27 protein-coding genes are annotated in these 24,964 nt (G+C 38.2%); 17 read left to right on the top strand and 10 right to left on the bottom strand.

What is annotated here, in order from left to right; all coding sequences use genetic code 11:
* Positions 1 to 5: 5 nt before the first annotated feature.
* A complete protein-coding gene (locus tag ACOKFD_RS02650; protein ID WP_422859833.1) occupies positions 6 to 1,223 on the bottom strand; it encodes an HD domain-containing protein in 1,218 nt (405 codons plus the stop codon).
* A 36-nt stretch (positions 1,224 to 1,259) separates the two neighbouring features.
* Between ACOKFD_RS02650 and ACOKFD_RS02645 the strand changes: the two genes are divergently transcribed.
* From ACOKFD_RS02645 to ACOKFD_RS02620, 6 genes are all read left to right on the top strand, one after another.
* Complete coding sequence (locus ACOKFD_RS02645; protein WP_422859832.1) at positions 1,260 to 2,804, top strand: PglZ domain-containing protein; 1,545 nt, start codon at positions 1,260 to 1,262, stop codon at positions 2,802 to 2,804.
* Positions 2,805 to 2,812: 8 nt separating this feature from the next.
* The gene (tsaE, locus tag ACOKFD_RS02640) at positions 2,813 to 3,226 is read left to right on the top strand and encodes a tRNA (adenosine(37)-N6)-threonylcarbamoyltransferase complex ATPase subunit type 1 TsaE (protein WP_422859831.1); all 414 of its coding nucleotides are present in this window, start codon (positions 2,813 to 2,815) and stop codon (positions 3,224 to 3,226) included.
* A 177-nt stretch (positions 3,227 to 3,403) separates the two neighbouring features.
* Positions 3,404 to 3,538, top strand: coding sequence for a hypothetical protein (locus tag ACOKFD_RS02635; RefSeq protein WP_422859830.1), 135 nt, complete (start codon positions 3,404 to 3,406; stop codon positions 3,536 to 3,538).
* A gap of 78 nt (positions 3,539 to 3,616) precedes the next feature.
* Positions 3,617 to 4,159, top strand: coding sequence for a hypothetical protein (locus ACOKFD_RS02630; protein WP_422859829.1), 543 nt, complete (start codon positions 3,617 to 3,619; stop codon positions 4,157 to 4,159).
* Positions 4,160 to 4,204: 45 nt separating this feature from the next.
* Positions 4,205 to 5,404: an alanine dehydrogenase gene (locus tag ACOKFD_RS02625; RefSeq protein WP_298998673.1), complete on the top strand. Its 1,200-nt coding sequence runs from the start codon at positions 4,205 to 4,207 to the stop codon at positions 5,402 to 5,404.
* 8 nt (positions 5,405 to 5,412) lie between these two features.
* Entirely contained in the window at positions 5,413 to 5,787 is a 375-nt protein-coding gene (locus ACOKFD_RS02620; protein ID WP_422859828.1) for a DUF4258 domain-containing protein, read from the top strand.
* Here the strand turns inward: ACOKFD_RS02620 and ACOKFD_RS02615 are convergent.
* Positions 5,784 to 6,956, bottom strand: a complete 1,173-nt coding sequence (locus ACOKFD_RS02615; RefSeq protein WP_422859827.1) for a proline dehydrogenase family protein — start codon at positions 6,954 to 6,956, stop codon at positions 5,784 to 5,786. The genes ACOKFD_RS02620 and ACOKFD_RS02615 overlap by 4 nt on opposite strands.
* A 90-nt stretch (positions 6,957 to 7,046) precedes the next feature.
* Between ACOKFD_RS02615 and aroB the strand changes: the two genes are divergently transcribed.
* Positions 7,047 to 8,102 (top strand): 3-dehydroquinate synthase, encoded by a 1,056-nt coding sequence (gene aroB / locus ACOKFD_RS02610; RefSeq protein ID WP_422859826.1) that lies wholly within the window; start codon positions 7,047 to 7,049, stop codon positions 8,100 to 8,102.
* A gap of 94 nt (positions 8,103 to 8,196) precedes the next feature.
* On the top strand, positions 8,197 to 8,538 hold the full coding sequence (locus tag ACOKFD_RS02605; RefSeq protein ID WP_422859825.1) for a hypothetical protein: 342 nt from the start codon (positions 8,197 to 8,199) through the stop codon (positions 8,536 to 8,538).
* Positions 8,539 to 8,555: 17 nt separating this feature from the next.
* Here ACOKFD_RS02605 and ACOKFD_RS02600 read toward each other — a convergent pair whose 3' ends face one another.
* From ACOKFD_RS02600 to ACOKFD_RS02590, 3 genes are all read right to left on the bottom strand, one after another.
* Complete coding sequence (locus ACOKFD_RS02600; protein WP_422859824.1) at positions 8,556 to 9,062, bottom strand: DinB family protein; 507 nt, start codon at positions 9,060 to 9,062, stop codon at positions 8,556 to 8,558.
* Between the two features lie 11 nt (positions 9,063 to 9,073).
* Positions 9,074 to 9,553 carry an Lrp/AsnC family transcriptional regulator gene (locus ACOKFD_RS02595; protein WP_106146668.1) on the bottom strand — a complete coding sequence of 160 codons (480 nt, stop codon included), beginning with the start codon at positions 9,551 to 9,553 and terminating at the stop codon, positions 9,074 to 9,076.
* Positions 9,554 to 9,661: 108 nt separating this feature from the next.
* Entirely contained in the window at positions 9,662 to 10,759 is a 1,098-nt protein-coding gene (locus ACOKFD_RS02590; RefSeq protein ID WP_422859823.1) for a M14 family metallopeptidase, read from the bottom strand.
* A 287-nt stretch (positions 10,760 to 11,046) separates the two neighbouring features.
* Between ACOKFD_RS02590 and ACOKFD_RS02585 the strand changes: the two genes are divergently transcribed.
* The 3 genes from ACOKFD_RS02585 to ACOKFD_RS02575 are packed head-to-tail and all read left to right on the top strand — an operon-like array spanning position 11,047 to position 12,677.
* Positions 11,047 to 11,442, top strand: coding sequence for a helix-turn-helix transcriptional regulator (locus ACOKFD_RS02585; protein ID WP_422859822.1), 396 nt, complete (start codon positions 11,047 to 11,049; stop codon positions 11,440 to 11,442).
* 42 nt (positions 11,443 to 11,484) lie between these two features.
* Complete coding sequence (locus ACOKFD_RS02580) at positions 11,485 to 11,862, top strand: DNA topoisomerase IV (protein WP_422859821.1); 378 nt, start codon at positions 11,485 to 11,487, stop codon at positions 11,860 to 11,862.
* 2 nt (positions 11,863 to 11,864) lie between these two features.
* Positions 11,865 to 12,677, top strand: coding sequence for a TerC family protein (locus ACOKFD_RS02575; RefSeq protein WP_422859820.1), 813 nt, complete (start codon positions 11,865 to 11,867; stop codon positions 12,675 to 12,677).
* 1 nt (position 12,678) lies between these two features.
* On the opposite strand, the gene ACOKFD_RS02570 is transcribed toward ACOKFD_RS02575, so the two are convergent.
* The 5 genes from ACOKFD_RS02570 to ACOKFD_RS02550 all read right to left on the bottom strand — a co-directional run bounded on the left by ACOKFD_RS02570 (position 12,679) and on the right by ACOKFD_RS02550 (position 19,865).
* Positions 12,679 to 13,635, bottom strand: coding sequence for a sterol desaturase family protein (locus tag ACOKFD_RS02570; protein WP_422859819.1), 957 nt, complete (start codon positions 13,633 to 13,635; stop codon positions 12,679 to 12,681).
* Positions 13,636 to 13,695: 60 nt separating this feature from the next.
* On the bottom strand, positions 13,696 to 16,323 hold the full coding sequence (locus ACOKFD_RS02565; protein WP_422859818.1) for a DNA gyrase/topoisomerase IV subunit A: 2,628 nt from the start codon (positions 16,321 to 16,323) through the stop codon (positions 13,696 to 13,698).
* Between the two features lie 29 nt (positions 16,324 to 16,352).
* The gene (locus tag ACOKFD_RS02560; protein ID WP_298998652.1) at positions 16,353 to 18,206 is read right to left on the bottom strand and encodes a DNA topoisomerase IV subunit B; all 1,854 of its coding nucleotides are present in this window, start codon (positions 18,204 to 18,206) and stop codon (positions 16,353 to 16,355) included.
* A gap of 105 nt (positions 18,207 to 18,311) precedes the next feature.
* A complete protein-coding gene (ychF, locus tag ACOKFD_RS02555) occupies positions 18,312 to 19,406 on the bottom strand; it encodes a redox-regulated ATPase YchF (protein WP_422859817.1) in 1,095 nt (364 codons plus the stop codon).
* Between the two features lie 108 nt (positions 19,407 to 19,514).
* Positions 19,515 to 19,865, bottom strand: coding sequence for a 4Fe-4S dicluster domain-containing protein (locus tag ACOKFD_RS02550; protein ID WP_298998648.1), 351 nt, complete (start codon positions 19,863 to 19,865; stop codon positions 19,515 to 19,517).
* Between the two features lie 88 nt (positions 19,866 to 19,953).
* Here ACOKFD_RS02550 and ACOKFD_RS02545 point away from each other — a divergent pair, with 88 nt between their 5' ends.
* The 6 genes from ACOKFD_RS02545 to ACOKFD_RS02520 all read left to right on the top strand — a co-directional run bounded on the left by ACOKFD_RS02545 (position 19,954) and on the right by ACOKFD_RS02520 (position 24,900).
* Positions 19,954 to 20,997 (top strand): acyl-CoA reductase, encoded by a 1,044-nt coding sequence (locus ACOKFD_RS02545; protein ID WP_422859816.1) that lies wholly within the window; start codon positions 19,954 to 19,956, stop codon positions 20,995 to 20,997.
* 94 nt (positions 20,998 to 21,091) lie between these two features.
* A complete protein-coding gene (gene serC / locus ACOKFD_RS02540) occupies positions 21,092 to 22,156 on the top strand; it encodes a 3-phosphoserine/phosphohydroxythreonine transaminase (protein ID WP_422859815.1) in 1,065 nt (354 codons plus the stop codon).
* A gap of 1 nt (position 22,157) precedes the next feature.
* Positions 22,158 to 23,114, top strand: a complete 957-nt coding sequence (locus ACOKFD_RS02535; RefSeq protein ID WP_422859814.1) for a D-2-hydroxyacid dehydrogenase — start codon at positions 22,158 to 22,160, stop codon at positions 23,112 to 23,114.
* Positions 23,115 to 23,188: 74 nt separating this feature from the next.
* The gene (locus ACOKFD_RS02530) at positions 23,189 to 23,827 is read left to right on the top strand and encodes a DUF937 domain-containing protein (RefSeq protein WP_422859813.1); all 639 of its coding nucleotides are present in this window, start codon (positions 23,189 to 23,191) and stop codon (positions 23,825 to 23,827) included.
* A gap of 152 nt (positions 23,828 to 23,979) precedes the next feature.
* Positions 23,980 to 24,354 (top strand): DUF6146 family protein, encoded by a 375-nt coding sequence (locus ACOKFD_RS02525; protein ID WP_422859812.1) that lies wholly within the window; start codon positions 23,980 to 23,982, stop codon positions 24,352 to 24,354.
* A 30-nt stretch (positions 24,355 to 24,384) separates the two neighbouring features.
* A complete protein-coding gene (locus ACOKFD_RS02520) occupies positions 24,385 to 24,900 on the top strand; it encodes a DUF6787 family protein (protein WP_422859811.1) in 516 nt (171 codons plus the stop codon).
* Positions 24,901 to 24,964: the final 64 nt, after the last annotated feature.

Raw genomic sequence — 24,964 nt, 5'->3', positions numbered from 1 at the left:
AACGGTTATCGGGGGTAACACATATAGTATTTAGTCACTTTCTTGGAGAGAGCTTTTAAGCTCAATTCGTCAGACTCAGTTAAGAGTGGTGCTACTTTACCGTTCTTCTTTAAAATGTTTATAGTCTGATAACTATCATGGTACGCTTTATTTGCCACCTCTCCCCTGAAAACAAAATAAGGCACATCTTCTTCCGCAAGATTATGAATATCTTTTGCCCACTTTAGCTTTTCTTCAAATTTTTCATTCGAAATGGGATTGTTCTTCATTTTGATATGCAAAAGTTTTCGGTCAAGAATCATTTTGCATAATGATGAGAGTACAAAATCAGAATGGTACTGCCATTCTTTTAAGGCGGACATCACATCAATATCATCCAATTTTGAAAAAAACTTCAAAGATTCCTCTGAAAAACCTTTATCTCCATCCCACTTAAGAAAATACTTCAATGTTTCGCTACAGGAAACGGTATTACCATCCTTCAAAAGACCACGAGCTCTGTTCATAATACGAATAAGCAGTTGCTCAGCAACCAGACTTGTTTTATGCAGATAAACCTGCCAATACATAAACCTTCGTGCCATTAGAAACTTCTCTACGGCATAAATACCCTTCTCTTCAACCACCAAATTTCCATCTACTACGTTAAGCATGGATATTAGGCGTTCCGAGTTAATGTTCCCTTCCGTCACTCCAGAATAAAAACTATCCCGTTTCAGATAATCGAGTCGATCCATATCCAATTGACTGGATACCAATTGATTCATAAAGGGCTTATGATAACTCCCCTGAAATATTTGAATCGCTATGTCCAAAGCTCCTGAAAACTCGGAATTCAGCGCTTGCATAAACCTGAGGGATATTTCTTCATGCATTACGTCTTCAACAATAAATCCTTCTAAGGCATGTGAGAAAGGTCCATGGCCCATGTCATGCAATAAAATTGCACAGAGAAGTCCAGATTCTTCTTCTTCGGAAATCTCAATTCCCTTCTGCTTTAAAATTTGGATGGCCTTGGTCATTAAATGCATACACCCCAGGGCATGATGAAACCGCGTATGATGGGCTCCAGGATATACCAAATAAGACATTCCCATTTGGGATATCCGTCTCAAACGTTGAAAGTAGGGATGGGCAATGAGGTCAAAAATAAGTTCACTGGGAGTTCCAATAAAACCGTAAATTGGATCGTTAAAGACCTTAAGCTTGTTGGTTGTGACCAATGCAGTCGACTTTTAAAGCTGTAAAGATAGCACTATATGAAAAAAATCACCATTCTGTGGGTTGATGATGAAATCGACCTACTCAAACCCCACATCCTTTTTTTAGAAAGCAAAAATTACGAAGTGGTCATTAGCCAAAGTGGACAAGATGCGCTTGAGGAAATAAAAAATACAGTCTTCGATATTGTTTTTTTAGATGAAAACATGCCCGGAATATCGGGTTTGGACACATTGAATGAAATAAAACAATACGATGATTCCATACCTGTAGTAATGATAACCAAAAGCGAGGAGGAGTTTATTATGGATGAGGCTATTGGTTCCAAGATTGCGGATTACTTAATCAAGCCTGTAAATCCAAATCAAATACTGCTTTCTCTTAAAAAGAGTTTAGATAATTCTCGATTGGTTTCTGAAAAAACTACGGCAAACTACCAGCAGGAGTTTAGAAAAATCGCCATGGATTTATCCATGGTGAACAGTCACGAAGAATGGGCCGAACTTTACAAAAAGTTGATTTATTGGGAATTGCAGTTGGAACAAATTGAGGATTCAGGAATGTTTGAGATATTGGAATCCCAAAAGGTTGAAGCCAATTCGCAGTTCAGCAAGTTTGTGGACAAAAACTATCAAGATTGGTTTTCTTCAGATGATGGACCTATTATGTCCCACACGCTTTTCCAAAAAAGGATTCATCCGGAATTGGAAAACAATAAGACCTTACTAATTGTAATTGATAACCTACGTTACGACCAGTGGCTAGCCTTTGAAAAAGTATTGGGCGTCCATTATAAAAAGAAAAAAGAATGTTCTTATTTCAGCATATTGCCAACGGCTACCCAATACGCACGTAACGCTATTTTTTCTGGACTTACTCCTCTGGACATGGAAAAAAAGTATCCGGAATGGTGGAAAAACGATACGGATGAGGGAGGGAAAAATCTCTTTGAAGCCGAATTTTTAGGAGAACAATTAAAACGATTAGGGCTCAACTTGAACTGGGAATACCATAAGATTAGTACTTTGAAACAAGGAAAACAGTTGGCCCAAAATTTCCGTGCCCAAAAAGACAATGACCTTACGGTACTGGTGTACAACTTTGTGGATATGCTTTCCCACGCAAAAACCGAAATGGAGGTTATCAAGGAATTGGCTTCCAACGATAAGGCATATCGTTCTTTGACCTTAAGTTGGTTTAAAAATTCTCCCCTTCTGGATATTATTCAACAGGCACAGAACCTTGGAATGAAATTGATTCTGACCACGGACCATGGCACCATAAACGTAAAACAGCCTTCAAAGGTAATAGGTGACCGTGAAACCAGTTTGAACCTGCGCTATAAGACAGGAAGAAGTCTTACCTACGAGGACAAAGATGTTCTAGCCACAAAGAATCCTCAAGAAATACATTTACCCAATATCAATCTGAGCAGCAGCTATATTTTTGCCAAAAACGATCTTTTCTTCGCCTATCCCAACAATTATAATCATTATGTAGGGTATTATAGGAACACCTATCAACATGGTGGGGTTTCTTTGGAAGAAATGATTGTACCTTTTGTAGTTTTGGAAGCAAAATAAAATCAAAATTGAAAAAAGAGTTTACGCTACAGAATATAGATGTGGTTGCAACTGAATTGCTCAATCACGTGTCTGGAAAAGTTTTATGCTTTTATGGGGAAATGGGAGCAGGAAAAACCACTTTGATAAAACATTTGGTCAAAAACTTGGATGGAATTGATTCAGCCAATAGCCCTACGTTTGGATTGGTAAATGAATATTTTTCCAAAAAAAACAAATTATTGGGATATCATTTTGATTTTTATCGCATTGAAGATGAAAGCGAAATTTATGATTTAGGATTTGAAGATTATCTAAATTCTAATGCCTGGCTGTTTATTGAATGGCCGGAAAAAGTATCTTCTGTTTTGCCAGAAAACACAGAATCCATCCATTTACACTTTATCGACGAAAACACACGTTCAATCGAGATAAATCCGTGAACCCAAACAATCCATGTATCTTGAAGGAAATCACTTATGAGGTTGGTAAGTATCGATAAAAGGCCTCCTTTTTCAGATAAAATGCAAGTTTTATCGATGAAGTGTAGGTTGGCTTGAAATATTTTCCTACATTCGTTTTGTGAATGAATTCATTTATTAACCAAAAACTCTTTTACGATGAACACTAAAAAAGTTTTTTTTGGAGTACTTGCTGTTGCGTTTTTAGCAATGGCTGCGGTTTCAACTAACAATGTCCCTTTTGATATTGACCAAAAGGCAGAAATTGATCGAGGCAAAGTCTTGAAGTTATAAACCGATTACTTATGACCCCTCTAACGAGGGGTTTTTTTTTACAATATTTTTAAAGTTTTTAAGTTATTGTAGGTATCTATGGAAAAAAGAGCTGTCATAAGATATAAGTTTATAGTTGAAGGACTACTGGCACTTCTTATAACAATTACACCAATCCTTATTTACTCCTATAAATATATAGCTGATGGTAAACAAGAAATTGAATTTTTGTTTTTTACCATAGATGCAAACGGTTTTCCTGATGTATCAACTGCTATTTACTATTATTTTGCAAAACTGGTTCCCCTTGTGCTTCTAATTATATGGTTTACAACATCAAAGCATTGGTGGTATCATGCCATTCTGATTCCTATCGCCATGTATAGTTTCCAACTTTACAGTGTTTTTCGATACGAATCAGGAGCGGTTGATGAACATGAAATACTATATGTGATTGCCGTAACCATGGTTATTGTTCCTATTGTCTATTTTATAAGGGTGAAACTTGTTGATAAACATGTGCATGGGATTGATTTGGATGCCATGGATACCGAACTCCAAATTCTTAAGGAAAAGGAAGAGCTTCGCAAAGAACGAGAGAAACTGGAACAACGCCAACATACCCTTTCCAAAAAAGTGTAAATTTGTTTTATACCCTTAAGGGTATAATCATCGGATTTACAATGTATGAACCAACCCTCATCACCATTTAGCAAACAACAACTTCTGCCACAAGAAGAGACCTTGGAAATCCTAAAACAAAAAGGAGAACTCTTTATCGGACTACCCAAGGAAAATCAATACCAAGAAAAACGGATTTGTTTGACCCCAGATGCGGTCAATGCGATTACAGCTCACGGGCATCGGGTTTTGATTGAATCTGGTGCTGGAGAAGGCGCTAATTTTTCTGATACGGATTATACCAACGCTGGAGCTGAAATCACCCGCGATACCAAAAAAGTATTCTCCTGTCCACTCATTTTAAAAGTGGAGCCCCCTACCCTTTCGGAAATGGATATGCTCAATCCGCAGACCATTATAATATCGGCTTTGCAGATAAAGACGCAATCCAAGGCTTATTTTGAAAAGATGGCAAAAAAACGATTGACCGCTATCGCTTTCGAGTATATCCGCGATGAAGATGGGAAATATCCTGCCGTTCGTTCGTTAAGTGAAATTGCCGGTATTTCCTCTATTTTAATTGCATCCGAACTTATGGCCACTACCAACAAAGGGAACGGTTTGATGTTTGGAAATATCAGTGGTGTACCACCTGTAGAAGTCGTTATTATTGGCGCAGGAACCGTAGGTGAATTTGCTTCGCGATCTGCACTGGGGCTTGGAGCTAATATTAAGGTGTTTGATAATTCGTTGACCAAACTCCGGAATCTTCAAACCAATTTGAACCGTACAGTGTACACCTCTACGATTCAACCTAAAAATCTACTCAAAGCCTTAAAGCGTTGTGATGTGGCCATTGGTGCAACCCGAGGCAAGGATAGATCTCCAGTGGTAGTATCCAGTACCATGGTAGAGAATATGAAAAAAGGAGCTGTTATCATTGATGTAAGTATTGATATGGGCGGGTGTTTTGAAACCTCAGAGGTGACTACCCACGACAAACCTACTATAGAGAAATATGATGTCATCCACTACGGAGTACCTAATATTCCATCAAGATATCCTAGAACATCCTCCATTTCCATCAGTAATATTTTCACCCCCTATCTACTAAAAATAGGTGAAGAAGGAGGCTTGGAACACTCACTACGTTTTGATAAGGGTCTACGCAATGGTCTGTATATGTACCACGGTATACTGACCAACAAATCAGTTGGAGATTGGTTCGGCCTTTCCTACAACGATATTAACTTCCTTATTTTTTAAAAGAGTATATGGGATTTTTAAAACGCTTGGGCTGGTATTTGGTAGGCCTATCCATTGGAATCATTTTTTTAGTTTTCTTTTTCAAGAAAAAATCAGATGAAACCGGTACCGAGTTCTGCTATTTTCCCAACTGTCGCGTATTAAAGGATATGCGCTCCAAACCACTAGTCTTTGGAGAAGGTTTGCAAGAAAAGTATAGAGATACGGTTTTGATTCAATCTTTTTTACAAGATGGGGACATTGATTTTGCAAAAAGTGATACGGAATCCAAGCCTTGTAAAACCTATCTTGTAGAATTGGAACAGAGTCAAGAAATGATTCAGTTGCTTTTCAAAAACTGCCCAAAGGAAGTAATTGTAACTTCTTCCCAGATAAAAAACTAATCTTCCAACTTCCTACGTTTTTTCTCTTTTTGTAACAAGGCCAGTTCCCTACTGGTTTGCCCAGCGACGGAAGTGTTTTCTTCAGCCCTTCGTATTAAGTAGGGCATCACATCCCTCACTGGTCCGTAGGGAACATATTTGGCGGCATTATATCCTGAAGCGGATAAGTTATAGGTAATATGGTCGCTCATGCCATAAAGCTGGCCAAACCATATGGAGCGATGATTATTGTCGAGCTGTTTCTGTTCCATAAACTCTACCAACTTCATACAACTCAATTCATTATGGGTGCCTGCAAAAATGCTCATCCGGTCAAGGTTTTCAGCCATAAAACTGATAGCCGCATCAAAGTTCTCATCAGTCGCCTGCTTGGACTCACAGATAGGGGTTGGATATCCCATCTCTTTTGCTCGCTCGTTTTCCTTTTCCATATACGCACCACGCACCACTTTCAACCCTACCTTGAATTTTTCCAACGAGGCAGTTTCATTCAGTTCCTTGATAAAATTCAGTCGGTCCCAGCGATACATTTGTGCTGTATTGTAGACAACCACCTTTTCTTTGTTGTATTTGCGCATCATATCAAGAGCTAAATCGTCTGCCGCTTGTTGCATCCAACTCTCTTCGGCATCAATCAAAAGGGCCACATCCAAGTCAAATGCTTTTTTGCAAACTTTATCATAGCGGTCTGCTATCCTGCTCCACTCGGCTTGTTCATCGGCGCTAAGTAGTTTTCCAGTACTGACTTTTTCATACAATTCAAAACGTCCAAATCCAGTGGGTTTAAATACCGCAAACGGAATGGCATCTTTTTCCTTTACAAAATCGAGGACATCCAAGGTCTTATTAAGAGCAAAATCAAATTGGTCTTCTACTTCCTTACCTTCCACGGAATAATCCAAAATGGAACACACTCCTTTTTGATGCATTTTATCTATAATGGAAAGACAATCTTCTTCTGTAGTTCCGCCGCAAAAATGGTCAAAAACCGTTGCCCGAATCAATCCTTCTACTGGAAGATGTGCTTTAATGGCAAAGTTGGTAACTGCAGTCCCTATTCTGACCAAAGGTTCATTGGCAATCAATTTGAACAAAAAATAAGCTCTTTCAAGTTCTGAGTCGGTTTTCAACTCAAAGGCTATTGCCGTATTCTCAAAATTCAGATGCATTTTTGATAATCCTTTAATGAATCAAATATAAGTAGGCTTTCGGTAAGATTATCGATAAAATAATCTTTATTTAGTGCATTATTTTGCATCATGAATTCTATTGCATCTGGTACATACGAAGTATACTTGGAAGAATTGGCTGAGGCAGCAATCAACCAACACATCAAGGTAAAAGACTATTCCAAAGTTTTTGTTTTGATAGATGAAAACACCAAGCAGCATTGTCTTCCCAAGTTTCAAAAAATAGTAGGCCCAGTTATTGATGAAATCCTCGAAATACCTTCTGGAGAAGAAAATAAGACCATACAGACTTGTACAACGGTTTGGCGAGAACTTTCAGATTCTGGTGCAGATAGACAAAGTCTGCTAATAAATCTGGGCGGTGGTGTACTCACTGATTTAGGTGGATTTGTAGCTTCAACCTTTAAAAGAGGTATCGATTTTATTAACATTCCCACTACCCTACTTTCCATGGTGGATGCATCCATAGGCGGAAAGACTGGCGTGGATTTTGGTTCCTTAAAAAATCAAATAGGGGTAATCAACCAGCCCGAGATGGTTCTTATTTTTCCTCAGATGTTGAAAACATTGGATGCAAGACAAATTACCAGTGGTTTTGCCGAAATGCTAAAACATGGATTGATAAAGGATAATGAGTATTGGGATTCTTTAAAGACCGTTGAAGACTATACACAAGCGGACTATATTCGAAAATCCATAGCCATTAAGAACGATGTGGTGATTCAGGACCCTACGGAAAAAGGCATTCGAAAAATATTGAACTACGGTCATACCCTAGGCCACGCCATAGAATCTTATTTCTTGAAAAATCCTGAAAAATCAACTCTTTTACATGGCGAGGCTATTGCCATAGGAATGATTTTGGAAGGATATCTTTCACATGAGCTCAAAGGATTGTCCATGCTTTCGCTTGAGGATATTAAAACTACTTTTCTAAAACATTTTGATAAAGTCGATTTCACGGAAGAAGACATTAAGATTATTGTGGAATTGTTGAAGCATGACAAAAAGAACACGCATGGGAATATCAACTTCGTTTTGTTGCAAGATATTGGTTCCTCAGTTTTGGATGTGAAAGTTCCCACCCATCTTTTTGAAAAAGCATTTGCTTACTACAACCAGTAATTGGTTCATATACTAAAAATTGGGATTGACAACTCTTCAGGTAAATGGGAAGCTAAATTTTATAGCTTAGGTAGGTAAATCAAAAATACCTGCCATGAAACGAATTTTAATAGATTACAAGAAATTGAGTCATGATGTGGCTGCACGTCTTATTGACTCTTATCCCTATGGTTATGGCGATGAGGACATCATCGTATTGAAAAAACCAAGCGGAGAAATTGTTGAAGCCGTAGAGGTACGAACCGAAGATGCTATTTATCTTGTAAAAATCAGCAAAAGTCTTTCCAACTTCATTTCAAATTTTGAGGAAAACATGGAGAAGGAACTGGACAAGAAACTTGATAACGAAATAGCAATGGCCCAAGATGAAGGCTATTTAGGTCATTCAGATATTGAAACGGACCCAGAGAACGGTCCTGAAATAGACAACGTATAGTCAAAAACTACTTTTCCCTACAAATAGCGTTCTTGCAGTATGTTGAAATGATGGACTTGATGTCCACAAATAACGCGACCCAGAGCCCTAACACTCATTTGCGAACCGCTTGCGGTTCCTATTCTCTTCATTGCTTCTTCATTGAAAGAGCCGAACAGCTGTATGGTGGAGGCCCGAACAGCTAAAAATTCGTTGATGATGCTCTCTTTGGAGCGCTCACCTGCCTTTGATTCAGGTACGTAATCATCTTGTTCAAACCCTGGTAAAGAAGTTTTGTCATTTCGAGCAAACCTAAAGGCCCTATGCTGGAATACTCTTTCTGCATCAATCAGATGCATTAGCAATTCAGAAATAGACCATTTTCCAACGTCGTAGGCATAATCCATCTTGTCTTCGGGAATGTTCAAAACAAAATGCTGAAAATCCGATTGACCATTTTGCAGCGCCTCTAACAAAGGAGCATCACCTGCCAAATTCACGTAGTTCCCATAATAGGGATGGTACTCATTTGAAGAAAGAGACATCTTAATACAAACTATAGCTCATTAAAAATGGTATGCATCAAGCGTTTTTTATCATTGATGCTTTCCTCCAAAGAAATCATGGTTTCAGTTCTACTGATTCCATCTATATCATCAATCTTGAAGATTATATTTTTTGCGTGTGTAGTATCTCTTGCGCGAATTTTACAAAAAATATTAAATTTTCCTGTGGTTATATGGGCAACAGTCACATAAGGGATTTGATTTAAACGCTCAAGGACAAATTTGGTTTGATGGGTTTTTTCCAGAAAAATACCAACGTATGCAATAAAGGAGTACCCCAACTTTACATAATCCAAAGTCAAAGAAGATCCCTTGATAATTCCTGATTCCTCCATCTTTTTAACCCGAACATGAACAGTCCCGGCAGAAATCAAAAGCTTCTTGGCAATATCCGTAAATGGTGTTCGGGTATTGTCAATCAACATATCTAGAATTTGGTGGTCTATTTCGTCTAACTTTACTTTTGTCATAGTTAATAGTATTTTCAACAAAAGTAGTTAATTAAGAAAATAAACGTAAAAAAAAACGGGTTTTTTTAAAAAAAATGTAACAGCTTACAAATAAAGTCGTTAAATCTTTTAAATGTGAATCATCAAATCCAATATCTCTTTTCGACTAGAAAGTGAATTAAAGTCTTCAGAGTCTGTTAAATCCAACTCCAAATGACCATAAAAATCCTGAAGCACCCCTATCTCTTCAATTTTCGGTACAAAATGGACGTTGCCATCCCGAAGAATCTCCTTGTATCGGATTCCCACTGAGTTCCCAACTTCGATATTGGGATTGACGACCTCTGCATTTTTTATCAAAATATCAAAAAAGCCTTTTTGGTTCTCAGGAATGGAGGCATAATCGGAAAGCTTAAAATTATCCAACTTGTTTTCCGAGATAATCTCCAAGGCTTCAATCAAAGCCAAGAATATTAGGCGTCTAGTTTCTTCGCGTTCATAATCCTTTGGATAATGCCCAGCTTCGAAAAGGACCGTAGGAACCTTTTTCATTTGAAAGGAATCTCCAATGCAGTTGGCGTTAAAAGCATCATCATACCTTCCCACTTGCCCTGGAATTTCTTGTTGCAATCTATGATTCATACCAACAATTAACTTCATGGATTCAGCACGGCTATCCGTAACACTTCTTGTACTATCACTAGCTGGAGACAAAAAGGAAACCGTGGCCACTTTGTCAGTATTCCCGACATTGAACAATGTTCGCTGATCATGAAGGTTAAAACAAAAATCCGGTTGGAAAGAATCAAAGACCGACCAAAGAACCTTGGTTTCGGCTTGGGAACAATTTTGTGCATCCCTATTTAAATCAACAGCATTAGAATTTACCCTTGTGTATGCCTCAGCTCCATCTGGATTAAGCATGGGCAAGATTACGAGTTGGCAATTTTTCAAAATACTTTCAGCAAGTGAATTGTTAGAGTTCAAGAAATTAATGAGATCCAAAACTGCCTTAGTAGTTGTAGATTCATTTCCGTGCATCTGCGACCACATAAGCACTTTTTTAGCACCAGCACCCTTAGTAATTGAATAAATAACTTTTCCTTTCTCAGATTCACCAATAGCTTGAACCTCATGTTCAGGTAAAGTCGGCAACCATAGTTTGGTTAAGTCAGTCAAGGTTACGTAGCGCCCCTGAACGCTTTTTTCTTTAAAAGAATGATACATATTATTAGTACGACGCTTAATCCAGTAACAAATCTATATTCAATTTAGTTTACAAAAGTCAACATACTGAATTAAAATAGATACAATAGAAAATCAAATATTCTGAACATGCTTAACGATTATACATTTGTAAATTATAGATTCTTAAGATAAACTAAATTATTACTAATCAATTAATTACATAACTTTATTAGAATTATGAGTTGAAATTTAATTTTAAAAATTAATTGACATACTTTGTGGAATCTTTGTAATTAGACTACTTTTGAAACAAAGATGTTACAATAGTGAATGATGGTTTTGTAAATAGAATTAAAATTCTTTTAGAGCATTATGAGCTAGGTGTTTCGGCCTTCGCTGACAAGATTGGAATTCAACGTTCCAGCATGTCCCACATTCTCAATGGCAGAAATAGGCCTAGTCTTGACTTTGTAATGAAATTGGTAAAAACTTTTCCTGAGGTCAACTTGTATTGGTTATTGAATGGTAAGGGGGAATTTCCAGAAAACAAAAATCCAACTGCTTCCCTACTCTCCATTGCCGAACCAAAGACTATTCCTGAAGAACGTTTAGAAGACCAGATTGAAAATCTCTCAAATACTGATTCAGGCAAAGAGATTTCTAAAATTGTTCTTTTCTATGCTGATGGAACCTTCGAAACGTTCAATCAAAAAAAGCAATAGCTTTTTAGTCTTTATAATCGACTTTACCTTTACTTTGCGGACATGATTAGGTTATACATTCCCATATTCGTTTTGATTTTTATTTTTTCTTGCAGTGCCCCTCCTCAGAGAAAATGCTCTGATTTTAAAGCTGGGAAGTTTTCATTCACTACCCAAATTGATGGAAAAGAAAGGAAGACTACTTTCGAGAGAACCCAGAATATTGAAATTGACTATTTTGAAGGAAAACAGGACACATCTTCCATACGCTGGATAAATGATTGTGAATATGTCCTGAAAAATCTAAACCCCAAAAGCAAAGCGGAAGAAAAATCTATCCACATAAAAATTTTGACTACAACGGATTCTTCTTATACATTTGAATATAACGCTATAGGTGATTCTCGAAAATTTAAAGGCACCGCATTTAAAATTCACTAACCATGTTTGAAATTTTCACAAGTCTAGATGCTTGGATGGCATTATTGACACTGACTTTTCTTGAAATTATTTTAGGTATAGACAATATTATTTTTATATCCATTGCAGCTGGAAAGCTTGAGCAAAAAGACAGAAAGAAAGCCACCAACCTTGGATTGGTATTGGCCATGGGCATGCGAATAGTTCTTCTTTTTGGTATAACCTGGCTCACTAAGCTAAAAAAACCATTTATGGTTTTGGATGAGGCCTGGATAAAGGGCGGTATTAGCTGGCAAGCGCTCATTCTCTTTTTAGGCGGACTGTTTTTATTGTACAAGAGCACTAAAGAAATACACGAAAAAGTAGAGGATAAAGGGCATGATGAAAGAGAGGTCACCAAGGCACGCTCCTCTTCTCTTACCAATGCTATCATTCAAATTACCGTTATCAATATTGTTTTTTCATTTGACTCTATTCTTACCGCAATCGGAATGACCAACGGTATATCACCAAACCCTACTGATGCATTAATACTCATGGTTACCGCCGTAGTCATCTCTGTATTAATTATGATGTTGTTTGCTAATCCGGTAGGAGAATTTGTAAATAGACATCCTTCCATTCAAATTTTAGGACTGTCCTTTTTGATTCTTATTGGGTTCATGCTTATTACCGAAGCTGCTCACCTATCTCATTTAGTTGTATTCGATAACGAAATAGGAGCCATACCCAAAGGGTATCTCTATTTTGCCATTGCTTTTTCACTAATGGTGGAGTTTTTCGATTTGCGTATGAAGAAGAACAAATCAAAACCCACTGAAGCTCTGGAAGAATAATTTAGTTTGGACGATTGTATGCCAAATCCGGATATTGTTCCTGATGTTCTCTGTGCAACTTTTGCTGTTGTTTTACGGTCAAAGTGCTTCCATCATGGCTCCAACCTGGAGGTCCAAAGATATACATGAACTTATGATACCAATTTTTTGATTTCTTGACATCATTCCAAATGTCTTTGAATTCATGCGTTAGAATTACCACGGGATTATAGGAGTTTGGGGAGTGAATGACACCGTATTTCACATCAATATCGTCATCCAGTTCTTTCCATGTGCCAAACATCTTATCAAATATGTTAAGAAAGCCTCCATGATTTTTATCCAAATACTCTACGTTTTGCGCATGATGTACTTGGTGCATGGTATGCGTATTGAAGATTTTTTCCAGAAATCCCAATTTAGGAACATAAACTGAATGCAATTGAAATTGCCATAACGCCTCGATTCCCAAGCAAACTACAACCATTTCTGGAGGAAATCCTATAGCAGGCATCCACATGTAGAACAAAGGTTTATACAAAATGGTAAACCATCCGTTTCGTACTGCGGTACCCAGATTAAAATTATCAGAGGAATGATGGACTATATGTGCTGCCCAAAGAATACGTATTTCATGATTTGCTCTATGGAACCAATAATAAGTAAAGTCATCCGCTAACTGGCAGATTATCCAAATATACCATGCGTATCCAAATGACTCATAACCCAATAGGTTTTGTCTTGTTCCATCAACAATGGGGTTCCAAAACCCATAGACCGTTTCAAAAAGTACTATGGCAAAGATAACCTTGAACAGAGGGCCCAGAAGTGCAGAGCCTATTCCCATAAAACCACTAGCGGCCAAGTCTTTCCAATTGTAAAGATGGTCGTCTCCATGGGTTTTACTATAAGTAAGTTCGAATAAAATAAAGGCAATAAAAACAGGAACGCCGTAAACCAGCGGGTTAGTAAAATCCATATAAAAATAATTCAGCTAATGGTTTGGTGTGTCAGCGACTAAAGTAGGTAGAATTAGTGACTAAAACAAAGTTGGTTGGTCCGAATCATCATCATTTGTTTTTACATCGGTATCAGTGATTTCTATTGACTCCTCGTCCACCACCTCAATTTCTTGAGCGCTAACTTCTTCAGGCTCTTCAAAAGGTAATGACTCAAGTACGTTTATGTTCTTCACTTTATCCGAGGTTAATTGATTGCCTATAGCCTTAATACCTTTGATGGCTATAAAATCTTCCAAATTTACTTTTTGATTTGGTTTCGCATCCTTTCCGCGAGGTTTTACATATTCAATTTCGATTACAGGCCGCCAATCTGTGGAAACCAATTCCATAAAGGATTTTGGGTGTTCCGAGATTACCAACTCTTCCTTATTTGGATTTTCAATCACGAAACGTTTTACGTAATATTTTTCCTTTTCTCCTTCATAATGGACAACTGATAAGGGCTTGTTCGGTTTCCACTTCTCAAGAACAATCATAGTATCATCAAAACGGGTCAAGAGGTCTGGGGCTATGGTTTTCACCCTTCCCCTTTGATCCACCACCAATAACAAATCTTCACCTCTGAATTCCCCGAGAAGCTCTCCCCTTCCGTCAACATTCAATCGGTTTACTACGTCATCAAACCAGATTTTTCGTGGTTTTAAGGTAGAAACACCCTTTTCTTTTAGTTCTATTCGTTTTACTGGATACTTAGTCACTAAATTTCCTTTGGAAGCTCTTCCCTTTATAAGGACATCCGCAAAGTCCAAGTCCCATTTAAGCTTTTTAATACTTCCAGATTGGCGTAACATTACAGTAACAATCTCGGCCTCTCCATTTAGATTTGCGGTGAAGTAAAGAACATCCGCACTAGCTTTGCTGCCAGCTAATTGATATATTTTATCTCGCGTAACTCCAGTAACATTGAATCTTTTGATATAGCTTGAGCCTCCCTTACCTTCTTTATAGATCATATTATACGTGGTCCGGCTATCTTTCTTTTTGAAAACACCAACATGAATAATGTTTTTGCCCACAAAGGTTTTGGCATCCACTTTGGTAACCATCATCTCACCTTTTTTGGTGAACACAATGATATCATCTATGTCGCTGCAATCGGTTACATATTCGTCTTTCCGCAAGGAGGTTCCAATAAACCCTTCTTCTCGATTTACATAAAGTTTGGTGTTCCGGATAACAACCTTGGTTGCTTCGATATCATCAAATATCTTAATCTCAGATTTACGCTCTTTGCCCTTGCCATACTTTTTCTTTAAGTCTTTGAAATAATCAATGGCATATTCTACCAAATGCTCCAAGTGATGCTTGGTTTCCGCAATTTTATCTTCCAATCCTTCAATGAATTGCTCCGCCTTTTCTAAATCAAATTTTGATATACGCTTGATTCGAATTTCGGTCAGGCGAACAATATCGGCTTCGGTTACTTCCCGTTTTAAATGTTTGGTATGTGGTTTTAATCCCTTATCAATAGCGGTAATTACGCCTTCCCAAGTTTCTTCCTCTTCAATATCTCGATAAATCCTGTTTTCTATAAAAATGCGTTCCAAAGAAGCGAAATGCCACTGTTCCTCAAGCTCATTCAACTGTATTTCAAGCTCTGCTTTAAGCAATTCCACTGTATAATCCGTGGAACGCTCCAACATTTCCTTCACCCCAATAAACAAAGGTTTGTTGTCTTCAATGATACATCCCAAAGGAGAAATAGAAGATTCACAAGAAGTAAATGCGTAAAGTGCATCTATGGTTTTATCGGGAGAAATACCGTTAGGAAGGTGAATCAGAATTTCAACTTCGGCAGCTGTATTGTCCTCAATCTTCTTAATCTTTATTTTTCCCTTATCATTCGCTTTGAGAATAGAATCAATTAATGAAGAAGTATTGGTACCGTAAGGGATTTCTTTAATGACCAAGGTATTTTTATCCAAGGTTGATATTTTGGCCCTTACACGGATTTTACCACCTCTTACCCCATCATTATAGTTGGTAACATCTATAACCCCAGAAGTGGGAAAGTCAGGGAATAATTTGAATCGCTGCCCTTTCAGATGCTTAATGGAAGCATCAATCAATTCATTAAAGTTGTGAGGCAATACCTTCGTAGACAAACCAACGGCAATACCTTCTGCACCTTGGGCCAGTAACAACGGAAATTTAACAGGAAGGTTTACCGGCTCTTTCTTACGGCCATCATACGATAGTTGCCATTCCGTGATTTTTGGGCTGTAAACAACATCCAAAGCAAATTTTGATAACCGTGCTTCTATATAACGTGAAGCCGCGGCACTGTCCCCTGTGAGAATATTGCCCCAGTTTCCCTGAGTATCTATGAGCAGGTCTTTTTGCCCAATCTGCACCATGGCATCTGCAATACTGGCATCGCCATGAGGGTGATACTGCATGGTGTGCCCTACAACATTGGCCACTTTATTGTACCGTCCATCATCCAACTCCTTTAGGGCATGCATTATTCTTCTTTGCACGGGCTTAAACCCGTCTTCGATGGCAGGAACTGCCCTTTCTAAAATCACGTAGGATGCATAATCAAGGAACCAATCCTTGTACATACCCGTGACTTTGGTCAATGTGTCCTGAGGGGTTTCTTGGTTTTCAAAACCTTCTTCGCTCAATGCGTCGTTCTCTTCCATTAAGAAGGATTATTTTATCTGGTTTAGAGTTAGTTTTCCTCTATTAAATCAAGTTCAACTTTAAGGTTATTTATAATGAAATCCTGTCGGTCTGGGGTGTTCTTCCCCATATAGAATTTTAAAAGTGTGTCTATGCTCAAAGCCTTGTCCAGCATAACGGGCTCCAATCGAATATCATCGCCAATAAAATGTTGGAACTCATCAGGTGAAATTTCTCCCAATCCTTTAAATCTTGTGATTTCGGGTTTTCCCGATAGCTTTTCAATAGCATTTCGTTTTTCCTCTTCACTGTAGCAATAAATGGTTTCTTTCTTGTTCCGCACACGGAAAAGGGGTGTTTGCAGAATATACAGGTGATTCTCTTTTATCAACTCTGGAAAAAACTGAAGGAAAAAAGTAATAAGAAGTAAGCGAATGTGCATTCCATCCACATCGGCATCCGTAGCAATTACAATATTGTTGTAACGCAAATCTTCTAGAGATTCCTCAATATTAAGCGCAGCTTGCAACAAATTGAATTCTTCATTCTCATACACTATCTTTTTGGACATCCCATAGGAGTTCAACGGTTTACCTCTAAGGCTGAATACCGCTTGTGTATTGACATCCCTGGATTTGGTAATTGACCCTGATGCAGAGTCTCCTTCGGTAATAAAGAGTGTTGTTTCCAATCTTCGGTCTTTTTTCATATCCTGAAGATGGATACGACAATCTCTCAATTTCTTATTGTGAAGATTGGCCTTCTTTGCACGCTCCCTTGCCAGTTTTCGTATCCCGGATAATTCCTTACGCTCTTTTTCAGCCTGAATTATTTTACGTTGTATGGCATCACGGGTATTCGCATTTTTATGAAGGTAATTATCCAGATATTTTCCTACAAAGTCATTGATGTACGTCCTAACCGTGGGAAGGTCCCCTCCCATGTCCGTGGAACCTAACTTCGTTTTAGTCTGACTCTCAAAAACCGGTTCCATTACTTTTATGGAAATTGCCGAAATAATTGATTTTCTGATATCTGAAGCTTCGTAATTTTTCCCGTAGTGCTCCCGAATGGTTTTCACAACCGCCTCTCTAAACGCCGCTTGATGTGTCCCTCCTTGAGTAGTGTGCTGCCCATTCACAAAGGAATGATATTCTTCACTGTATTGGGTTTTACTATGCGTCATGGCTACCTCAATGTCATTTCCCTTCAAGTGGATGATGGGATACAACATATCTTCTATGTTGTTGGTGTCCTCCAAAAGGTCTTTAAGACCATTTTCTGAATGGAACTTCTCACCATTAAAAACAATGGTAAGCCCCGGGTTGAGATACACATAGTTTTTGAGCATGCGTTCTACATACTCATTTCTGTACTTGTACTTTTTAAAAATGGTTTCATCAGGAATGAAACTTACCTTGGTACCCCTCCGTCTTGAAGTTTCTTCTAAAAGCTCTTCGTTGACCAGGTTGCCCGTTTCAAATTCAGCGGATTTAGATTTACCATCCCTGTTGGATTCCACCTTAAAATATGCGGACAAAGCATTTACGGCCTTGGTTCCTACTCCATTGAGTCCAACGGACTTTTTAAAGGCACGGGTATCATACTTTCCTCCAGTATTCATCTTGGATACTACATCCACAACTTTTCCTAAAGGAATACCTCTACCGTAATCCCGAACATGAACCGTACTCTCCTTAATGTTGATTTCAATGGTTTTTCCCGCTCCCATAACGAACTCATCGATACAGTTGTCGATGACCTCTTTTAATAGGATATAGATTCCGTCATCGGCAGAAGAGCCATCGCCCAACTTACCAATGTACATTCCCGGACGCATACGAATATGCTCCTTCCAATCCAGTGAACGAATATTATCCTCTGTATATTGAGTTTCTGCCATGAATAGGATTAATCCTAGCTAATTTAAAATTTAGCCGCAAAATTCAAAGGATGACATGAAGAAAGTAATCAACAAGCTTTGTTGATAGAGCCAGTAAACTAGGGCTTATACATTGAATCGGAAATGCATAACATCGCCATCCTTGACAATGTATTCCTTCCCTTCTATGCGCATTTTGCCCGCTTCTTTTACTTTGGTTTCGCTTTCAAACTTCAAGTAATCCTCAAAAGAGATTACCTCAGCACGAATAAAGCCTTTTTCAAAGTCCGTATGGATTACACCAGCAGCTTGAGGAGCTGTTGCACCAACAGGAATGGTCCATGCTCTGACCTCTTTCGGTCCAGCCGTAAAGTATGTTTCCAAATCCAGAAGTCGGTATGCGCCTCGAATTAATTTGGCCGAACCCGGCTCACTCAATCCCAAGTCTTCCAAAAATAGTTGACGTTCTTCATACGTTTCCAGTTCGGTGATATCTGCTTCTGTACCTACCGCTAGGAAAATGACCTCGGCATTTTCATTCGCAACTGTAGCTTTCACTTTTTCCACATAAGCGTTACCGGTTGCAGCCGCTTCCTCATCTACGTTGCAGACGTACATAACGGGTTTGTCTGTTATTAACTGTAAAGGCTTAACAAACTCTGTCCTATCCTCCTCAGAGATAGAGATAGCACGAACAGAATTACCAGCTTCCAGTCCCTCCTTTAACGACGTAAGCACTGATGCTTCTTTCTGGGCATCTTTATTCCCTGTTTTTGCAGCACGTTTTACCTTATCCAATTTCTTTTCAACACTCTCCAAATCCTTTAGTTGGAGTTCCATGTCAATGGTTTCCTTATCTCGAATAGGGTCTACGGAACCATCCACGTGAACAATGTTGTCATTGTCAAAACAGCGCAATACATGAAGAATGGCATCTGTTTCTCTAATATTTCCCAAAAATTGATTGCCCAACCCTTCACCTTTACTGGCTCCTTTGACCAGTCCTGCAATATCAACGATTTCAACAGTAGCAGGAATCACCTTTTCTGGCTCTACCAAAGATTCCAGTTTTTCCAAACGGGTATCTGGTACATTCACTACACCAATATTGGGTTCAATGGTACAAAAGGGAAAGTTGGCACTTTGAGCTTTTGCATTTGACAAGCAATTGAACAAAGTGGATTTTCCAACGTTTGGTAGTCCTACAATACCTGCTTTCATGAAATTATTTGGTTTAAGGGGTGCAAATATAGAATTTAGGATTCAGATAGTCTCAAAAAAGAAAGCCCGAACATTAGTTCGGGCTTTGTATGCTAAAGGCGCTATTGTTTATTCTGGATGCATAAACCGTTGTTTTCCTAAGAGTTCTTCCTCGGTCTCCACAATATCTTCGTCTGGCACGCAACAATCCACAGGACATACGGCAGCACATTGAGGCTCTTCATGAAAGCCCATACACTCCGTACATTTATCTGGGGAAATGTAATATATCTCATCACTTATGGGTTCCTGTACTTCATCAGCGTTCACTGCCTTGCCATCAGGTAGAACAACATCTCCAGCCAATGAAGTTCCATCACTGTACCTCCACTCCTGAGCACCTTCGTATATCGCAGTATTTGGGCACTCTGGCTCACAGGCACCACAATTAATACACTCGTCTGTTATTATAATTGCCATAATTTCCTTCTTCTTTTAGCTGAATCTTCTAAGGCTACGTATTTTTGAACAAAAATAAATCCTAGTAAACTAGTATACAAATATAATAATGGAACAATCGTCCACTTTGCAAGCTTTTGTTAAACTTGGAAGCTTTTTGTTTAATTACCTAGCAGAAAAAAACAATCCGGATACAGGCACATTTCAAGATTTTAAAGAAGTTCTTTTGAGAGCAAAGGCTCAAAATAGCTGGTTTACTCCAGAAAATTTAAAATTTTCAATACGACAATGGGCCAACATGCTAACAGAAAATAACTTAAACAAATGGCTAGAAGTATACGATAGTACCAGCAAGAAAAAACCGAAAACAGTGGCCATAATAATGGCCGGCAATATCCCTTTAGTGGGTTTTCATGACTTTTTATGTGTTTTGCTCTCTGGAAATCGGGTTTTGGCCAAACTTTCATCTAACGATAGACTTTTGCTCCCATTTTTAACTGAAAAATTGATTGAAGATGTTCCTGAGCTTAAAGAGTACATAAGGTTTACAGAAGAAAAACTGGAAGATTTTGATGCTGTGATTGCCACTGGAAGTAACAATACTAGCCGATATTTTGAATATTATTTTGGCAAATACCCCAATATTATTCGAAAGAACAGAAATTCAGTTACTGTACTGTCGGAAAATGAAAGCGAAGACGAACTGAGGGCATTGGGTGAAGACGTGTTCCGATACTTTGGCTTGGGATGCCGCAACGTATCTAAACTTTATGTTCCAAACGGATATGATTTTGACAAGTTCTATACCGCTATTTTTGACTTTCAGGAAGTCATTCATCAAAATAAATATGCCAACAACTATGATTATAACAAGGCTGTTTATTTGATGAGTAATGTCAAAATATTGGATAATGGTTTTCTAATATTAAAGGAGGATAGAGGGTTCGCCTCGCCAATAGCTTGTCTGTTTTATGAGTTTTATGAAGAAAAATCGGTATTGAGAAAAAAACTCATTAGCGAAAAGGAAAAGATTCAATGTGTAGTTTCAAAGGGATGGTTCGATGATGAAATTCCTTTTGGACAGACGCAGGATCCACGCTTAAATGACTATGCAGATGGAGTAGATACTATGGATTTCTTGTTGAATCTGTGATAATTTTAAGTCTTTCGAATTCAAGTTTTGCCTTCCAAGTTTTTTTAAGACCTTTAGCCTTCGTTTAAATGAACACCAAATTTTTTCCAAGAAAATGAAAAAACACAATTTTAGTGCTGGACCTTGTATTCTACCGCAAGAGGTAATGAAAAAAGCTTCTGAGGCTGTAGTAGAACTTGACGGCATTGGTCTTTCGTTAATAGAAATTTCCCATCGTAGTAAAGAGTTCGTGGCCATTATGGAAAATGCACGCTCCTTGGCTTTGGAATTATTAGGTTTGGAAAACCAGGGTTATCATGCCCTTTTTTTACAAGGAGGGGCCAGCATACAATTTTTGATGGCAGCGTATAACCTTTTGGAAAACAAAGCTGGATATATCAATACAGGTACATGGAGCCTTAAAGCCATCAAAGAAGCAAGAATTCTTGGTGAAATTGTTGAAGTAGCTTCGTCACAAGAACAAAACTTCAATTATATCCCTAAGGGATATCAAGTTCCTAATGATTTGGATTATTTACACCTAACTTCAAACAACACCATTTTTGGAACTCAAATAAAGGATTTTCCAATTACCGATGTTCCGTTAGTATGCGATATGAGCTCCGATATTTTTTCAAGACAGCTCGACTTTTCAAAATTCGACCTTATCTATGCAGGAGCACAAAAGAATATGGGCCCCGCAGGAACAACCTTAGTGGTTGTAAAAGATGAGATTCTGGACAGAGTCTCTCGAAAAATTCCTTCCATGCTAAGTTATAAAGTTCATGTAGAAAAGGATAGTATGTTCAATACTCCACCGGTATTTGCAGTTTATGTTTCCATGCTCACTTTACAATGGTTGAAAGACTTGGGAGGCATTGCCGCCATTGAAGAAATTAATGAGAAGAAAGCCAATCTCATTTATTCTGAAATTGAATTAAATCCCGTTTTTTCAGGATTCGCGGCCAAAGAAGACCGCTCAACAATGAACGCTACATTCAACATTACAGATGATACCTTAAAGGAGCTTTTTGATGAAAAGTGCAAGGAAGCCGGAATTAATGGAATCAATGGGCACCGTTCAGTTGGTGGCTATCGTGCATCTATGTATAATGCCATGTCTTTGGAAAGTGTCGGTGTGCTCGTTGACATTATGAGTGAATTGGAGAAAAAAGGATAATATGCATAAAGTTTTGGCCAATGATGGTATCTCCCAATCTGGGATTGATGCATTGGAAAAAAAAGGGTTTGAAGTAAATACTACCAAAGTTGCTCAGGAGCAACTTGAAAACTACATCAACCAAAATGAAATTAGTGTTCTTTTGGTCCGAAGCGCAACTAAAGTGACAAAATCATTGATAGATGCATGTCCTGGACTAAAGTTAATTGGACGTGGTGGTGTTGGTATGGATAATATTGATGTGGACTATGCCAAATCTAAAGGAATCCATGTGATCAACACACCAGCATCTTCATCCCAATCCGTCGCAGAGTTGGTTTTTGGACATTTGCTCAATGGTGTACGCTTTTTGCATAACTCCAATCGAGATATGCCACTGGAAGGTGATAGTAATTTTAAACGGCTTAAAAAGGGATACGCAAAAGGTCATGAACTCAAAGGTAAAACCTTGGGTATTATAGGTTTTGGAAGAATAGGCAGAGCTACGGCTCAAATGGGTCTTGGAATGGGGATGAAAGTACTTTTTAACGACCATCATCATAAAGAGGCGGATTTGACTCTAGATTTTTTTGATGGGCAATCTGTTACCGTCAAATTGGCTGCATCCAAATTGGAAGAACTTTTAAAACAATCTGATTTCATTAGCATTCATGTACCTGCTCAAAAAAATGGCTATGTTTTGGGCAAAAAAGAATACGACATGATGAAAGCAGGCGCAGGAATTGTCAATGCTTCAAGAGGTGGCACTATAGATGAAGTAGCTTTAGTTGAAGCCTTGAATTCGGAAAAACTGGCGTTTGCAGGACTTGATGTTTTTGAGTCCGAACCCAATCCGGAAATCAAGATTTTAATGCATCCCAAGATATCGTTATCCCCTCACATTGGTGCCTCTACAAATGAAGCCCAGGATAGAATTGGTTTGGAGTTGGCCACTCAAATAATTACACTCTTAAATTAAAGTGTTTTTAAGCAATCCGTTTGGGTATTCCTTCTTTTTTGTACATTACCATTTCATACTAAACACTTTTTAAAATGTCAGGATTATTAGATTTACTGAATAGCCCTATGGGCAAACAATTGATAAGCGGGGTTGCCGGACAAACGGGACAATCAGAGAACCAAACGGCCGATGTTCTTAGCATGGCTATGCCATTGCTTATGGGAGCGATGAAAAAAAACGCCTCAACCCCAGGAGGTGCACAAGGACTTATGAATGCCTTATCCTCAAAGCATGATGGAAGTGTTTTAGATGATTTGGGAGGTCTTTTCGGTGGTGGTGTTGACCAAGGGGTTATGGATGATGGAGCAGGTATATTGGGACATGTATTCGGAACCAAGCAACCACAAGTGGAAAATGCTTTGAGCAGCAAGTCCGGTATTGATGCGGGTTCTATTTCGCAAATTCTTAAAATAGCAGCACCTATAGTTCTTGGATATTTGGGTAAACAAACTAAACAACAGAATCTTAGCAGTCCCGATGCCTTGACTGGTCTTTTAGGCGGACTTATGGGAGGGAGCAATACCCAAAAGGAGCAATCTCTAATTGAATCTTTTCTGGATTCTGATGGTGATGGCAGCGTTATTGATGACTTAGCTGGCATGGTCTTGAACAGTGGAGGTCGGAAAAGTGGTGGCCTTGGAGGACTGCTTGGAGGTCTTTTTGGAAAGTAAGAATTCCTTAACTCATTTTAACACAGCCATTTGATTTTTCAAATGGCTTTTTTTGTATCTTTTGATTTATGAAAAAGAAAAACCTAATTAAATGCATTCCAATAGGAATATGCATTTTTTTCACTTTGCAAACATTTTCGCAAAAAGACTCTTTGAATATTTCTAAAGAGGAGAAAGCCTATTTTGAGTTGGAAGATGATGACCCTGTCGAAATATCAGATGAAAAAACCGAATATGAAATAATAATTCTTGAGCCTGGTTTTAACGCTTGGTTAAAAAGCATTGCCATGCCCGAAGGCTTCTATTCCCAACAATTCCTTGAAAACAGAAATAACTTAATGGTTATTCAATGGAACATACGTGTTCAACAACCTTTCAATTTTGACCCACAGTTGTATCAGTTCGAAATTGATTATAGGTCTGGAATAGATTATGGTTATGAGGTTAACTACAAACTCTACAACTATTTCATTTTTTTCCAGAGAAAGTACAACCAACGTCTTGGCCCATTCATTCCAAGAATTTAATATACTATTTTTGCCATCGAATTTACTTTGATGGAGAAAATTAAAAGACGGTGGGATATTTCCAAAAACTGGCAACTACTGTTCCCAATATTTGGAGTCATTTTGACTGCAATTACTTCGTATTTAATCTCAAGACGATTATTACATCTTTTTGACCTTAATAATACAGTCTTTGAATGGTTTTTTACTCTTGGAGTGGGTGCTATAGGATATTATATAATGGTAAAGTTTTTTCTGTGGTGTTTTAAAAAGTTATCAAAAAAATGGCCTGTTGAAGAACGTTGGGAAATGATTGCCATCTTCATTGTCTTTGCCATTACTGGAAGCATTTCGGGAAAGTTGGCTGGTCCTTTAACCGAACTGATAGGCCTAAAGCAAGGAACAACTAATGATTGGATTTTTTGGACAGCCCGTATCCTACTTATCTTTCCCATTTATCAAGTACTCTTGGTTTTCTTTGGATGGTTGTTTGGTCAATTCGCATTTTTCTGGAATTTTGAGAAAAAAATGCTCAAGCGTATGGGATTAGGATTCCTAATCCCCTAATTATAGTTTTATTAACATTATTTACTCTATCAATTTACATAGATTTGCAGCATGTTGCAGGAAA

This window comes from Flagellimonas ulvae (assembly GCF_049333175.1).
In the GTDB taxonomy this organism is placed as follows: Bacteria; Bacteroidota; Bacteroidia; order Flavobacteriales; family Flavobacteriaceae; genus Flagellimonas.
The sequence above is the reverse complement of the archived record's forward strand: the minus strand, read 5'-3'. Positions and strand labels throughout refer to the sequence as shown.

Excerpts from the sequence above, each read along its gene's own strand:
- ACOKFD_RS02535 (WP_422859814.1), top strand. The coding sequence starts at position 22,158 with ATGCATAAAGTTTTGGCCAATGATGGTATCTCCCAATCTGGGATTGAT.
- ACOKFD_RS02630 (WP_422859829.1), top strand. The coding sequence starts at position 3,617 with ATGGAAAAAAGAGCTGTCATAAGATATAAGTTTATAGTTGAAGGACTA.
- ACOKFD_RS02545 (WP_422859816.1), top strand. The coding sequence starts at position 19,954 with ATGGAACAATCGTCCACTTTGCAAGCTTTTGTTAAACTTGGAAGCTTT.
- ACOKFD_RS02615 (WP_422859827.1), bottom strand. The coding sequence starts at position 6,956 with ATGCATCTGAATTTTGAGAATACGGCAATAGCCTTTGAGTTGAAAACC.
- serC (WP_422859815.1), top strand. The coding sequence starts at position 21,092 with ATGAAAAAACACAATTTTAGTGCTGGACCTTGTATTCTACCGCAAGAG.
- ACOKFD_RS02570 (WP_422859819.1), bottom strand. The coding sequence starts at position 13,635 with ATGGATTTTACTAACCCGCTGGTTTACGGCGTTCCTGTTTTTATTGCC.
- ACOKFD_RS02560 (WP_298998652.1), bottom strand. The coding sequence starts at position 18,206 with ATGGCAGAAACTCAATATACAGAGGATAATATTCGTTCACTGGATTGG.
- ACOKFD_RS02600 (WP_422859824.1), bottom strand. The coding sequence starts at position 9,062 with ATGTCTCTTTCTTCAAATGAGTACCATCCCTATTATGGGAACTACGTG.
- aroB (WP_422859826.1), top strand. The coding sequence starts at position 7,047 with ATGAATTCTATTGCATCTGGTACATACGAAGTATACTTGGAAGAATTG.
- ACOKFD_RS02530 (WP_422859813.1), top strand. The coding sequence starts at position 23,189 with ATGTCAGGATTATTAGATTTACTGAATAGCCCTATGGGCAAACAATTG.
- ACOKFD_RS02645 (WP_422859832.1), top strand. The coding sequence starts at position 1,260 with ATGAAAAAAATCACCATTCTGTGGGTTGATGATGAAATCGACCTACTC.
- ACOKFD_RS02575 (WP_422859820.1), top strand. The coding sequence starts at position 11,865 with ATGTTTGAAATTTTCACAAGTCTAGATGCTTGGATGGCATTATTGACA.
- ACOKFD_RS02590 (WP_422859823.1), bottom strand. The coding sequence starts at position 10,759 with ATGTATCATTCTTTTAAAGAAAAAAGCGTTCAGGGGCGCTACGTAACC.
- ACOKFD_RS02605 (WP_422859825.1), top strand. The coding sequence starts at position 8,197 with ATGAAACGAATTTTAATAGATTACAAGAAATTGAGTCATGATGTGGCT.
- ACOKFD_RS02620 (WP_422859828.1), top strand. The coding sequence starts at position 5,413 with ATGGGATTTTTAAAACGCTTGGGCTGGTATTTGGTAGGCCTATCCATT.
- ACOKFD_RS02635 (WP_422859830.1), top strand. The coding sequence starts at position 3,404 with ATGAACACTAAAAAAGTTTTTTTTGGAGTACTTGCTGTTGCGTTTTTA.
- ychF (WP_422859817.1), bottom strand. The coding sequence starts at position 19,406 with ATGAAAGCAGGTATTGTAGGACTACCAAACGTTGGAAAATCCACTTTG.
- ACOKFD_RS02625 (WP_298998673.1), top strand. The coding sequence starts at position 4,205 with ATGAACCAACCCTCATCACCATTTAGCAAACAACAACTTCTGCCACAA.
- ACOKFD_RS02550 (WP_298998648.1), bottom strand. The coding sequence starts at position 19,865 with ATGGCAATTATAATAACAGACGAGTGTATTAATTGTGGTGCCTGTGAG.
- ACOKFD_RS02520 (WP_422859811.1), top strand. The coding sequence starts at position 24,385 with ATGGAGAAAATTAAAAGACGGTGGGATATTTCCAAAAACTGGCAACTA.
- ACOKFD_RS02595 (WP_106146668.1), bottom strand. The coding sequence starts at position 9,553 with ATGACAAAAGTAAAGTTAGACGAAATAGACCACCAAATTCTAGATATG.
- ACOKFD_RS02580 (WP_422859821.1), top strand. The coding sequence starts at position 11,485 with ATGATTAGGTTATACATTCCCATATTCGTTTTGATTTTTATTTTTTCT.
- ACOKFD_RS02565 (WP_422859818.1), bottom strand. The coding sequence starts at position 16,323 with ATGGAAGAGAACGACGCATTGAGCGAAGAAGGTTTTGAAAACCAAGAA.